At 70.5% G+C, this 13,458-nt stretch carries 8 protein-coding genes and 1 pseudogene; all 9 read right to left on the reverse strand.

The window, feature by feature from the left end; genetic code table 11:
• Position 1 precedes the first annotated feature (1 nt).
• On the reverse strand, positions 2 to 3,517 hold the full coding sequence (tssM, locus tag WCE59_RS06705; RefSeq protein WP_343257968.1) for a type VI secretion system membrane subunit TssM: 3,516 nt from the start codon (positions 3,515 to 3,517) through the stop codon (positions 2 to 4).
• Between the two features lie 19 nt (positions 3,518 to 3,536).
• Positions 3,537 to 4,865 (reverse strand): type IVB secretion system protein IcmH/DotU, encoded by a 1,329-nt coding sequence (icmH, locus tag WCE59_RS06710; RefSeq protein ID WP_343257969.1) that lies wholly within the window; start codon positions 4,863 to 4,865, stop codon positions 3,537 to 3,539.
• 4 nt (positions 4,866 to 4,869) lie between these two features.
• Positions 4,870 to 6,207, reverse strand: a complete 1,338-nt coding sequence (tssK, locus tag WCE59_RS06715; RefSeq protein WP_343257970.1) for a type VI secretion system baseplate subunit TssK — start codon at positions 6,205 to 6,207, stop codon at positions 4,870 to 4,872.
• A gap of 100 nt (positions 6,208 to 6,307) precedes the next feature.
• The gene (gene tagH, locus WCE59_RS06720; RefSeq protein ID WP_343257971.1) at positions 6,308 to 7,636 is read right to left on the reverse strand and encodes a type VI secretion system-associated FHA domain protein TagH; all 1,329 of its coding nucleotides are present in this window, start codon (positions 7,634 to 7,636) and stop codon (positions 6,308 to 6,310) included.
• Between the two features lie 5 nt (positions 7,637 to 7,641).
• Positions 7,642 to 8,187 (reverse strand): DUF6931 family protein, encoded by a 546-nt coding sequence (locus WCE59_RS06725; RefSeq protein ID WP_343257972.1) that lies wholly within the window; start codon positions 8,185 to 8,187, stop codon positions 7,642 to 7,644.
• 10 nt (positions 8,188 to 8,197) lie between these two features.
• Complete coding sequence (locus WCE59_RS06730; RefSeq protein ID WP_343257973.1) at positions 8,198 to 10,156, reverse strand: type VI secretion system Vgr family protein; 1,959 nt, start codon at positions 10,154 to 10,156, stop codon at positions 8,198 to 8,200.
• A 105-nt stretch (positions 10,157 to 10,261) separates the two neighbouring features.
• Positions 10,262 to 11,593 (reverse strand): tetratricopeptide repeat protein, encoded by a 1,332-nt coding sequence (locus WCE59_RS06735; RefSeq protein ID WP_343257974.1) that lies wholly within the window; start codon positions 11,591 to 11,593, stop codon positions 10,262 to 10,264.
• A gap of 164 nt (positions 11,594 to 11,757) precedes the next feature.
• A pseudogene (locus WCE59_RS06740) lies at positions 11,758 to 12,042 on the reverse strand (PAAR domain-containing protein); the annotation flags it as partial.
• Between the two features lie 108 nt (positions 12,043 to 12,150).
• A partial coding sequence (locus WCE59_RS06745) for a tetratricopeptide repeat protein (protein WP_343257975.1) occupies positions 12,151 to 13,458 on the reverse strand: 1,308 nt, incomplete at its 5' end.

Here is a 13,458-nt window from a genome sequence, read left to right on the forward strand (position 1 = left end):
CTCACCCCACGCACCGGAAACGCTGCACGCCGGTGTCCAGGAACGGATGCCGCAGGCTTGCCGCCTGCAGCGCAATCTCCACCGTGCCGCCCCCCGCGCTGAAACGGGCCACGTGGCGCAGGTCCGACTCGCGCTGCAGGCCACCCGCATGCAGCATCCGGAACAGCGCCCACTCACCGCTGTGCGAAACACGTTCGATCGGCGTACCGGTCGCGTCATAGGCCACCAGCGAGGCGCGCCCCGGCGTCGGCCCGGGCCAGCGCATCGGCACGCTGACGTCGCGGCCGGGCCGGAACTGCGCCTCCTGCCCGTCCACGTCCACCACCACCCGCACCACGTCCGGACCAAACTGCCGCACCGACAGGGTGAAGCGCACGTCCGGCATGTTGCCGTCGCGGAAATAGTTCTGTTTGATCCGGTGCGCGGCCTGCATCTGTGCCGGCAGACCCGGCGGCCCGGCAACCGCGCCCGGTCCGCTGCGCCAGCGCCACCTGGAACCACCGGTATCGAGCAGCTTCTCCAGCGACTGTTTGTACAGCGTATCGAAGCGGCCGCCGCTGCCGAACAGCTCGCCGAAGTTCTGCAGCGGGATCTCGGCCTGGCTGGACGGATCGAAGGGATAGCGCCCGCGGATGAACTCCGCGCAGTCCGGGCCGACGGCCTCGCGCGCCTGCTCGCCCAGCGCGCTGCTCGCCCCGGTGGCGACCAGCGCCTCGCTCTTTCCGGTCAGCGAAGCCACCCAGCGCGAGACCGGCTGCGGCAGCTGTTCCGCCTCCTGCTGCGCGATCAGCAGCTGCGGATTGGCCTTGCCCGCTTCGAACTCGGTCATCGTCAGCAGGGTCATGCCGAGCTGTTCGATCACCCCCAGGGTGCGGTCCAGCGGCATCGCCCCGGGCGCGCCTTCGGTCATCAGGTTGATCTGGGCGAAGTGCTCGCTGATCGATTCGCCCGGCTCCTGCCGCTCAGGTTCATCCTGGCCGCCGGCCAGCACCGCCGACAGCGCCGCGCTGCGCGATGAAGCGCGGCGGGTGGCGGCATCGGCGGCCGCGGCCAGCGCCTGGTCGCCCGTGGATTCTCCGTCTTCGCCGCCTTCGGGCGCACGCAGCATGTCCGCGGTGTTGGCGCGCACCGTCCGCAGCAGCAGCCGCAGCGGCGAACCGGAACCCGACAGCTTGGCCGCGATCATGCTCGCCTGCTGCAGGTCCGTGGCCGGCTGCAGGGCGAGGTCGTCGAGCAGCGCGTCCCACGCGCGGATGTAGTCCTGCTCGTACAGCGCCAGCACCCGCTGCTCCACCCGCGCCGTGGACAGCGCGTCACCGCGCTCGGCGCCAAACACCCAGTCGTCGGCCAGGAAGCGCTCCACGCCCTGGGCGATGCCGCCGTCCACCTGCGCCGCGAACACCGGCTGCGTGTACAGCGCCGGCAGCGGCTCGGACATCGGCGTGCCGCTGGCACGGCGGAATACGTCGCCGAGCAGGCCAAGCTCTTTTTCCAGCACCAGCGGCTCGGCGCCACCGCTTTCCAGGCCCAGCCGCAGGCTGCTGTAGACCAGGTCCGACAGGTCGGCCGAACGCAGGGTGTTGCGCGCCTGTTCCACCTGCGCCTCGTCCAGCGACAGCGGCCGCACCCGCTCCGGGTCGGCGACCAGCGCCTGCAAGTGCGAGGCCAGCGCTTCCTGCAGCACCGGCTCGGAAGAGAACAGGCGACGCCATTCAATGTCCGCCAGGGTGCGCAGCTCATCCGCGTCCAGGCGTTCGGGCTGGCCCAGCATCAGGTAGCCCTTGAAGTAGTAGTACAGCGCCTGCAGGTCGCCGGCGTGCTGGCCCAGCCCGCGGCGGAACTGCGCGGCCAGTCCCGGCAGCAGCACACCGTTGAGCTCGCGCAGGTAGGCATCGTGGAGCTGGCCGCCGACCGCGCGCCCTTGGTAGAGCCCCATCCGCATCGACCACGGCACGCGCTCGTCGTGCCTGCGCGCCGTGTCCACGGCCGGCCGCAGCCCTTCCAGCCGCTGCAGCGCACGGGCGAAGAACTGCTCGCGCGTCTGCGCCTGCGACGGATCCTCCGCGGCAGGCTGGTCATCGAGCGCAGCCTGCACGTCCGCCAGGTAGGCGGCGTTGCGCACGTAGCTGCCGCCCATGCCGGCCAGCAGCAGCAGCGTCGCCAGCGCGATGCCTCCGCAGGCGGCCGCCTGCAGCCACGCCTTGCGCCGCTCGGCCGCGGGGTTGGAGCCGGCGAAACCCGATTCGGCAAAGACCACGTCGCCAAGCAGGCGCTCGACGAAGAAGGTCCGGTTCTGTGCATCGTGGCCCTGCACCTGCGCGTCCTCGAGCCCGAAGGTGCGCGCGACCGCGCCCATCATCCGGTCGATCGGCGTGCCTTCCTGGGTGCCCGAGGTGAAGTACACGCCGCGCAGCAGCGGCGGCGGACCGTAGGCGTGCCCTGCGAAGACTTCCTCGGCAAACTGGCGCGCGGTCTCGCCGACCGCGGCGAACTGCTGCGGGAACGACAGGATCGCCGCGCGGCGGCCGCGATCGCGCTCACCGTGCAAACGATCGACCAGGCGCGCGCTGAGCTGGTTGAGCAGCAGCGCGAACTCCTCGCCCAACACCCGCGCGGCGCTGCCGTCCATAGTCCTGTCGACCGGGAACGACACGCCCCACACCTGGCGCCGCTGCTCCGGGTTGAGGTCTTCGAAGAACTCGGTGAAGCCGGCCACCAGGTCGCACTTGGTGAACACCAGGTACACCGGCACGTTGATCTGCAGCTGTTCGGACAGCTCGTCCAGGCGCCGCCGCACCGCCTGCACGTGGCGATCGCGCTCGGCGTCGTCCAGCAGCAGCAGGTCCGACACGCTCATCGTCACCAGCACGCCGTTGACCGGCTGGCGGCGCCGGTGGCGGCGCAGCAGGCGCAGAAAGTCGGTCCAGGCACCGGCGTCGGCCTGGCGGTCCGAGTCCTGGGTGGTATAGCGGCCGGCGGTATCCAGGAACACCGCTTCGTCGGTGAACCACCAGTCGCAGTTGCGGGTGCCGCCGACGCCGCGCAGCGACTGTTTGCCGAACTCCCCGGCCAGCGGGAACTGCAGCCCGGAGTTGCGCACCAGGGTGCTCTTGCCCGAGCCGGGCGGGCCGATGACCATGTACCAGGGCAGCTTGTACAGGCTGCCGGCGCCGCGCCGCTTGCGCAGCATCTTCACCGCCTCGCGGAAGCGCGACTCCAGCAGCGCGCGCTCGTGCCCGGCGGCGTCGGCATCTTCCGCACCACCCTCCTGCGCCGCGATCTCGCCGCCGATGCGCTTTGACTTGCTGCGCTCGCGCAGGATCGCCACCAGCAGGCAGGTGCCCCAGACCGCGACCATGAGCACGATCACCAGCAGGCGTGCCACCGCGCCTGCGAACGGCTCGCGCCCGGCGAATGCCAGGTATGGCCCAGCCACCCAGACCAGGATCGACAACAGCCCGATCCCGATCAGGGCGATGGTCCAGGGCGACTTCAGCAGGTGCAGCAGCTTCGACATCACGCGGTCAGTCCCCCGGCTAGAACAGGATTTCGACGCGGCGGTTGCGCATCCGGTTCTCCGGCAGCTCCGCCGGCAGCGCAATCGGCTGCGAGGAACCGGCGCCGACGATCTCGATCCGGCCCGGGTCGCTGATCCGCGCCTGCAGCGCGCCGGCCACCGACCGCGCGCGCGCGGTCGAGAGCTCATAGTTGTCCTTGAAGCGAAGCGAGCGCAGCGGCTGGTCGTCGGTATGCCCGACCACGATCACCCGGCCCGGCAGCTGCTCCAGCGCATCGCCCACCCGGCCCAGCAGCGGCGCCTGGTCGGGCTGCACGTCGGCCCCGGCCGAGGGGAACATGGTGGCGGCATTCAGGCGCACCCGTGCCTGGCCGCTGGCCTGCTCCTCCACGTCCAGCAGCCCGGCTTGCTCTTCCGCCGACAGCAGCTGCTTCAGGCGCAGTCCCGCAGCCGCGCGCGGCGCATCGCCCGGCGGCACCGCGGTTTCCAGGCCGATGCGCGCGGCCAGCGCGCTGATCGGCGAGGACAGCACGTTGAGTCTCGACTGCAGCCACAGGAAGGCGAACGCCAGCACGCACACCGCAGCCACGGCGGCCACCCACACCGGTACGTACCGGGTCAGGCGGCTGCGGCGGTCCTGGATGCCGCGCCAGTGCGGCGCCAGCTCCGCGGCCGCGGCCCCGCGCCGGGCGCGGATATGCCGGTACAAATCGTCCTGGATCTCGGCCAGGCGTGCCCGCCCGCCCGCCTCGATCTGGTAGCGGCCCGAGAAGCCCAGCGCCAGGCAGATGTACATCAACTCGATCAGGTCGATGTGCCGCGGCACGTCCTGGCACAGCCGGTCGAGGATCTGGAAGAACTTCGCCCCGCCGTAGGATTCACCATGGAAGGCGACCAGCAGGGTCTTCTCCGACCAGCCGCTCTGCTCGCTCCAGGGCGAGTTGAGCACTGCCTCGTCCAGGGTCGCGCACAGCACGTAGCGGGCGGCTGCAACCGTCGCCGCTTCCACCCCGGCCTCGTTCGCCCGGTTCTCGAACTTGCGCACCTGCACCATCACCTGCTCGCGCAGCCGCGCCGGGTCGCTCATCGAGGTGCTGTGGCGAAGCTGCACGCCCAGCAGCAGCAGCGGGCTGGCCGCCTGCATCAGCGGGTTGAGCCCGCGCCCCAGGAACTCGCTGATCTCCGCACGCGGGTCCTGGCGCGACGCGCCCCGGTCGGATGCGCGCCTGCGCTGCGGCGGCGGTGCAGGAGACGCGGGGCCCGGCGCAGGCGCGGCAGCCGCCTGGCTGGGGCGGACGATGGTGGCATCGTCGCCCGGATCGTACGCGCCTGTTCCGCCGGGATTCATTGGCTCACCCCCTGATCGCCCAGAGCTGCAGGTCCAGGCCCGCCATCTCGCCGCCGAAGTGGAAGGCAATCCCGCCCGAGGTCTTCAGCTCGCGCCACAGTGGCGACTGCTTGTCGAATTCGAAGTACAGGTAGCCGGAGTGGTACGGAATCTGCCGCGGCGCCACCGGCATCGCCTTGATCGCCACCCCGGGAAGCTGCAGGTTGACCAGGTCGCGGATCTTCTCGACCGGCCCGATCTTGGCCTGGCCGGGAAGCTGCCGGCGCAGTTCCTCCGACGGCATGTCGGCCTTGCCCGCCAGCACGAAGGCGGCGCTGTCCAGCAGCCCCGGGTCCGGCACCGTCGCCACCCAGACGCCGAACTTGCGCCGCTGCACCGGGATCGCCGTGGCGTTCTGCTCCAGCACCGCGCTCAGGCTGCCGCGCAGCGCCGCGATCACCGGCTCGAAGCTTTCCTGCTGGGCATCGTGCCGGTACGGCGGCAGTGCCGCCAGGCGCTTGCCGGGCGCGGTGAAGGTGGCCAGTTCGCCGGCCATCGATACCAGCGACGCGTACAAGGATTCGGGGTGCGGCGACTGCGATTCGGACCAGTGCGCCACCAGCGGCTGCCAGCGGTTCACCGCCTGCAGCAGCAGGAAGTCGGCGATCTCGGCGCTGCCGCCGCGGTCGGTCAGCGCCACCCGCCCGGCCAGCGCCTCGCCGCGCTGGTGCAGCAGGCCCAGCAGCTCCACCAGGAAGGTGGACAGCCGCGGCGCCGCGCGGGACGCCTGCGTGGTCGGGATGAAGGCTTCGTCCAGCACGATCCGGTTGTCGGAGCGGCGCTCGACCACGCGCGCCACCGGGATCCGGGTCAGCCCCTCCAGCGGCTGCGACTGCGGCAGCAGCCGCGCGCTCATGCCGCCCACCTCCAGCAGCACCGAACCCTCCGTGCTGCCGGAGGCATCGACCACCTCGGTCTCGCGCACCCGATAGCGGAACAGCCCGTCGCCCGACGCTTCCGGCCACGCGCTGTCGGGCTGCGACGGCGTGCGCAGCGGCAGGGTCAGGTAGATCACCTGGTCGCGGCAGCCCGCGTCCACTTCCAGCGGCGGCGGCAGCGGATCATCGTCGGGCATCGAGAACGGCGTGCCGTCGGGGAACACCCCGCGCGCGCGGCGGATGCCCAGGCTGCCGACCGCGAGCAGGTCGGTTTCCAGCTCCAGCTCCGAAAAGCCCCAGGCGAACGGGCGCAGATCGCCGGCACGCAGGTTCACGAAGCGCTCCACGTAGCGCTCGTGCTGCTGCATGTGCTGGGGCCTGAGGAACAGGCCTTCGCTCCATACGATCTTGCTGTTCTGGGTCATCCCCTTGCGCCACTCCGTCTGCATCAGCGGCTGCCGGCGCACGGCGCGGCAACGCCGGGGATTGTCGGCGCTGCCCAGCGTGCGAACCCGTCATTTCGTCTCAGTGGCGCTGTCCCTTGCGCGCGGACTTCAGTCGCGCAAGCTGCGCTTCGTACGCGCGCGCGAACTCGTCGCCAAACATCCGCCGGAAGCTTTCGTCCGGATCCTTCACCGCATTGGCGAAGTTCTCGCGGTAGCGCTCCCAGTAGCGGCCCTTGCCGGAGAACGGCGAGCGCTTTCCGGAGCTGTCGAGTTCCTGCTCCATCCGGTCCGGGTTGAAGTGGAACAGCAGCGACTCGAACGCGGCGCGCATGCCGGCCAGCATCGCCATCTGGTGGCAGCGGATGTCGTCAAAGGCGTCCTCGAAGGCATCGGCGCCGGACAGGAAGGCTGCGTTGTCCGCGCCCATGATCCGGTCGATCGCCTCGGCCGGCGTGGCGGCGAACTTGAGCGGGTTGTTCTCGCTGCGCTGCACGATCGTCACCGGCAGCCGGAAGGTGTTCTTGATCTCGGCGCGGGCGCGCAGCACCTCCATCACCCCGTCGACCACGATCTCGAAGATCTCGGCCGTTTCCGGCGACAGCGCGGTCGGCTGGCGCGCGGGCGCGGAAGCGGGTGCGTCGGCCGCCGGGGGCCGGGAGGGCGGCGGCTGGGAGGCCGGTTGCGCGGAGACAGGCTCCGGAGCGGGCACCGGATCCGGCGCGGTCGACGCGACCGGCGGCGGCGCTGGCGCGTCGAACCCGGTCAGGTCCCACTCTTCCGGCAACTGCACCCCGCCGGCGGGCGGGCGCGGCGGCTGGAAGTGATCGGCCGATGCCGGAGTGTGGTTCCAGTTCCCCGCGTCCGGCGCCTGGTCCTGCGTCGGCGGCGCTGGCGCCGGCCCGAGCAGGTCCAGCGGATCCAGCGAACCGCCGGCGCCAAGGCCGATGTCGGCCAGCAGGTCGTCGGTGACGGACTGCGGGGAAGGCGCCGGGTCCATCGACCCCATCCACGGCGCAGGCCCGGCCGCCACCGTGGTCCGGTCCGTTTCCGGCTCGCCGCACCCGGCGGCCGGTGGCGACGCGGCCTCGGCCGCACGCAGGCTCACCTCGATCTCGAACGTGTCCATCTGCAGCCGGTCGCCGTCGCCCAGCGCGGCCGGCTCGCCGCGCGTCATCGGCGCGCCGTTGTGCAGCATGCCGTTGGTGCTGCGGTCCTCGATGAAGAACATGCCGTTGAGCCAGCGCACCATCGCGTGGGTGCGCGAAATGCCGGGCGCGGCCAGCACCCAGTCGCTGTCGTCGGCGCGGCCAATGCTGCCGCCGCGCTGCGCGAACTCCATCCGGGCCCGCGCCCCGGGCGGCGGCTGCGAGCCGGCAAGCCGGAGAACCAGCGTCTGCGGTGTGGACATCTGCATCATCCTCGCGATTCGATTGTCTGGTCGCCGAGCAGCGCAAGCGCATTGCCGGCGAAGGCGGCGCGCCGCGCTTCGAAGTTATCGGCATCGTGCGCGGCCAGCAGGTTGACCGCCGCCACCGCCGCGCGCGCCGTCAGGTCCGGCGTGGGCGGCACCGGGGCCTCCTGGTCGGCGGGCGCCAGGCTTCCGCCGGACCAGCCGGCCGCGGCCGCCATCCAGGCACCGATCGATTCATAGCCGCCGGCATTGGCGAATTCGTAGGCCGCGCGCCGGTTGCGCTCGCTCGGGTCGCGCACCCACTGCTCGGCCAGCGCCGCGCCGGCCCGGTCTTCGTCGTCCAGTGCCTCGCCGCGCGCGCACTGGCACAGCCAGGCCACCACGTAGCGCCTGGGCAGCAGGTAGGTGAGCAGCTTCAACGCTTCCCGGATTTGGCCGGCCTCGATCAGGGCGCTCACCGCCGCGTGCGGCGACATCGCCGGCGACAGCAGCGCACACGCTTCGACAGGAGTTTGCATCTCCTGGCAGGCCCGCATCACAGCGCTCATGCCGTCCTCCTCATCCGATCTTGATCAGCCCGCCGCCGAGCTGGGCGATGCCCTGCCCGGTCAGCGTCAGCATCGGCGCCTTGAGGTCGGCCTTGGCACCGCCCTCCGCCGTCAGCATCGCGTCCGACTTGATGTTCATCTTGACGCCCGCCTTGAGGTCCACCTCCATCCCGCCCTCGGCCTTCACCGACTGCTGGCCCTTGATGGTGATGTTGGTGCCCTTGATGGTGATCTCGCCCGAGCTCTTCATCACGATGCTCGACTGGCCGGTCACCAGCTCGATCTCGCTGCCGGCGTCGATCCTGAATTTCTTCCCCACCTTGGTGGTGTCGTTGTTGCCCACGTCCTGGTTGCGGTCGTTGCCGATCTTTTCGGCCTGGTCGTTCCTGACCTCCAGCGTCTCGTCGTTGTCGACGGTGACGAAGTGGTCATGCTCCACCGTTTCGCGCATGTCCTTCTGCGCGTGCAGGCACAGCGCCTCGCTGCCCTTCTTGTCCTCGAAGCGGATCTCGTTGAAATCCTCTCCGCCGCCGAGGTGGCTGCGACTCCTGATGCCGCTCCAGGTGCGGTTGTCCGGCAGCTTCCAGGGCGGCATGTGGTCGGCGTTGTAGACGCTGCCGATGACCAGCGGCCGGTCCGGGTCGCCCTCCAGGAAGCTCACCACCACCTCGTGCCCCACCCGCGGGATGTTCACCGCGCCCCAGCCCTTGCCCGCCCAGGACGAGGCCACGCGCACCGGGCAGGACACGTCATCCCCCTTGCGGCCGGCGACATTCCAGTGGAAGACCACCCGGATGCGCCCGTACTCGTCGACGTTGATGTCCTCGTCCGTGTCCCCGGCCACCGTCGCGGTCTGCAGCCCGGCGACCAGCGGCCGGCGCGCACGCGCCACGCTGCGGAACGGCAGCCCGCTTTCGATCGCCTCGAACCTGCAGTCGAACGGCTCCCCGCCGCCCCCCTGCCCGGACGCGTATTCGGATTCCTCCAGGCGCATGGAGGTGCCGATCACCAGGTACTCGCGGTTCCATTCCCGGCGCGGGAAGTCCTTCAGTTCAAACAGGGCGCCGACCGACATTCCCGATGCATAGGTGCGCCCCCGGTAACACGACCGTTCGACGTTGTGCGCCTCCGCGCGCACCTGGGCGTAGCGCTCGCCGTCGGCGGTCTCGACGTGGCGGCCGGGATAATCGAACGCCTCCAGCCCGCCGACCTGGTGCAGGTCGTGCTGGCCGCATTCCCCGCTCACGGCCAGCGAGGCACGCGGGCGCAGCGGGTCGTAGTCGGTCAGGCTGTGGGTGGTGGTGTGGACCGCGCGCGCCGCTTCCCACTCGCCCACCGCGGGCAGGCTGCGCGTGCGCTGCTGGGCGGGCGGCATGTACGGCAGGGTTCCGAACGTGGGATCGCGCGCATGCGCACCCAACCCGTCGCCCAGGACCATGGTGTGCCGGTCCTTGTCGTGGCGGAAGAAGTAATAGATGCCTTCCTGCTCCAGCAGGCGGCTGATGAAGTTGAAGCTGTCCTCGCGGTACTGCACGCAGTACTCGCGCTTGGGATAGTTGCCGCCCAGGCTCAGCTTCACGTCGCTGTAGCCGGCCTCGTTCAACAGCGTGCGCACGATCTCCGGCACGGTCTGGTTGCTGAAGATGCGGCAGTCATTGCGCTGCGTCAGCAGCCAGGGCCGGGGCACCAGGGTTGCCGAATATTCGGCGTAGGCAACCTTGTCGATGGTGACAAAGCCGGTCTGTTCGATTTCCGCGACCATGCCGTGGAACCAGCGCTGGTACCCGTCCGGCATCTGCATGTGCACCGCCATCGGCGTGCCGAGCAGCCGCTGCAGGTCGACATGCGCATCCTTGCCAAGCATGCGCAGCCGGAACCGGAACAGCTCGCCCAGCCGCTCGGTTGCATCCATGGATGCAAACAGCAGCTGGTCGCCCCGAGCCGAGTGCAGCGTGAAGTTGCGTGCCATCAGTCCGTCCTGGCACCCCGTGCCGGTCTTGTCCCCATGCTCACACAGGGCTTCGGGGCGAGGGCGACGTTTCGTCTCACCCGCTTCGCACGGCGCGGCCAAGCGTCAATCACGCCGCGCCACCACTACCCACCCACGCACGGCTTCGCCCGCTTCCCTGCGCAGGTCGGCGGCATCGATCCGCGGGCACATGAAACCGGCGCGGGCCAGCACCCGCTCCAGGTGCGCACGCGAATGCCGGTAGCGGCCGCTGGCGCCAAGCTCCACCCGGTCGCCGTCGGCCGCCAGCGCTTCCACGGTGAATGCCAGCCGGCCGCGCGGGCGCAGCGCGCGCCACGACGCCGACACCACTGCTTGCAGGTCGCCGAAATACACCAGCGTGTCGGCGGAGACGATCACGTCCCAGGCCGCTTCATCCGCTTCGATGAACGCGGTGAGCTCCCCCACCACCAGCCGGTCGTAGCCGCCGCGCCTGCGCGCCGCAGTCACCATGCCCTGCGACAGGTCCACGCCCACCAGGGTCCGCGCCTGGTCGCGGAGCAGCGGTCCGCACAGGCCGGTGCCACAGCCGGCGTCCAGCACCTGCATGCCGGTTTCCGGCTCGGCCGCCAGCGCGTCGGCAAGCAGCTGCGGCGCGCGGTAATCGAGGTTGCCGACGAGTTGCTCGTCGAAGCTGGCGGCAAACCCGTCGAACAGGTCGCGTACGTAGTTGTCCGCGGCGCGCGGCGGCGCCTGGGCGCCGCCGCAGGCGGCCAGCATGTGCCGCGGGATCGGGTTGTCCGGTTCCCGCCGCAGCCACTCGCGATGGACATCGGCGGCTTCCTCCTGGCGCCCGAGGAAATACAGCGTCACCCCCAGCGCCTCCAGCGCGCGGACGTTGCGCGGGTCCAGGCGGCTGGCGTCGGCAAAGCACCCTGCGGCCTGCTCCACGTGCTCCCGGTGCTCGGCGTGGGTGCGCAGGAACAGGCCCATCATGTGACGGCCGTGGGCAAAATCCGGCGCCTGCGTGGCCAGCCGCCCGTGGCACTCGAACGCCTCGTCCAGACGCGCCTGCGCCTCCAGCACCACCGCGAGGTTGCAGAGCGCGTTGTGGTGGCCGGGATCGCACTGGAGCGCGCGGCGATAGCACGCTTCGGCATCTTCGAGCCGACCGCACTCCTTGTGCACGTTGCCCAGGTTGTTGTGCGCATCGGGATACTGCGGCACCTGCGCCAGCGCCTTTTCGATCAGGGCCACCGCCTCCTCGCTGCGGCCGCGACCGTGCTGGAGCACGCCGTAGTAATGCAGCGCGTCGGGCGAGGCATGCAGTGCCAGGATTCGCCGGTACAGGCCCTCCGCGGCATCCAGCCTCCCCTCCTGGTGCGCCCGCATCGCCTGCTGCAGCCAGCGCGCCGGGCGGCTGGCCGGCCGCGGTACCGCCGCACTGCCCCCGCGCATGCCGGCTGCTGTTGTGCGGGCCGCCCTCATTCCTTGGCCGCCTCTTCCGCGCGGCGGCGCTTGAGGTCATCCGCCGAATTCCCGGCCTTCATGAAGGCGATTTCGTCCGCGGTCATGTCGTCCGGCGGCGGCGGCGGGGGCGGAGGCGGCGGCGGCGCGGAGCCGCCATAGAGCACCTTGGGAAAGCCCGCGACGATCACTCCGCCATGCGCGGTCAGGTCGGTGATGCGCGCGGCGGGCAGCCCCATGATGAGGATGTTGGGCACGCCGGACACGATCGTATCCGGCGGCCCGACACAGGTGACCATGTCGCTGATGCGCGCGGCGGGCAGGTTGCCCACCAGCACCGTCGGCGCGCCCGGCGCCACGATCGGGCCACCCACGTGCGGCACCGGTCCGGTCCACATGGGGCAGGTATGCATGTCGGTCAGGCGCGCGGCGGGCAGCATGCGGCCATCGTTGCGCGCAACGGCGGAACACGCCCGACGGTTTGTCTCACGCCCGGTGATCGCTGCGAGGGCAACCAGGCCAGCTGCTGCGTCTTGCGGCGACTTCGCTCAGGAACCGCCGTCTTCCGCGTCCCGGCGCTTGTCCGATTCTGGCCGGCCCTGCAACGCCAGCCGCGCTGACTCCCGGATATCCAGCATCGACGCGTTCAATCCCGCTGGGTCGAGCGCAACCACCGGTTCCAGGTAGCGCGCCCTGACCTCCTTCATCGCTGCTTCGTCGCCCAGGCCGTGCAGCACCACGTACAGCCGTGACGCGCTCTCGATGGTATGCGCATCCAGCGGCCCGGCGTTGTCGACCCGCAGCCGCAAGGCAGTGGCATGGGCATCGCGGGCCTGGGGGTGGCGGCCGGCGCCTACTTCGATGCGGCCGATCACGTCCCAGGTGGCCGAGATCATGCGGTAATCGTCCGGAAAAGCACGTCCGTAACTCTCCAACGCGGCGTACGCAATTGCCCTCGCCTCGTCATAGGGCCCAACGTATGACATCAGGCTGGCCAATCCACCCTGCGCAAAGATGGTCTCCGGATGCGTTTCGCCCAGCGTACGCGCCCTCGACGCCAGCACTTGCCGCTGCAGGTCGATGGCACGCTGCAGCTTGTGTGGCTCGTCCTGCTTGGCCAGCAGCCGCACCAGTTCCGAACGCGAGGCAAGCGTATCCGGATGGTCATGACCAAGCACGCGCTCCTGCCGGTCCAGCAGCTCCCGCATGAAACCCTCCGCATGCCCGAACTCCGGTTCGGCCTGGGCAAGACGGACCCGGTTGGCGCCCTCCAGCGCCCGGGCCCGCAGGGTTTCCGGATGCTCCCTGCCAAGGCCACGCTCCCGCTGGCGGGCCACCTCCATGGCAAGCGCCTGGGAACGTTCGTACTCGTTGAAGGTATTGAGCAGGTCGGCCAGCACCAGCGTGGCCGCCTGCGCACGCGGCGAGTCTTCGCCAAACGCGCTTCGATACTCCGGCAGCAGCGCTTCCATCCGCTCGCGCGCTTCCTGCCGGCGGGTCAGCCGCGTCAAGGTGTTGACCAGGTCCAGGCGCAGCTCGAGCAGGCGCGGATCATCCCGCCCAAGCCGCTGCGACCAGGCTGTTTCCAGCGCTTCCTGCCGTGCCAGGGCCTCGACCAGCCGGCCCTGTGCAGTCATGGTCCGCGCATACACGCTTTCCACCTGCAACCGGGCCGGGTCGGTGTGCACAATCTGCTGGAGATGCTCCATCGCGCCGTCCAGCACCTCCTGCGCCTGTGCATACTCGCCCTGCTGGCCGAGCGCTTCGGCCAGGTCGGCCTTGACCGCTAGCAGGCGCGGGATGGCGCCAGCCCGCGCCGGATCGATGTTCGCCAGGACAGCGCGCAGCTCCTTCGC

It is taken from the genome of Luteimonas qiangzhengi, assembly GCF_039548515.1.
Lineage (GTDB): Bacteria > Pseudomonadota > Gammaproteobacteria > Xanthomonadales > Xanthomonadaceae > Luteimonas.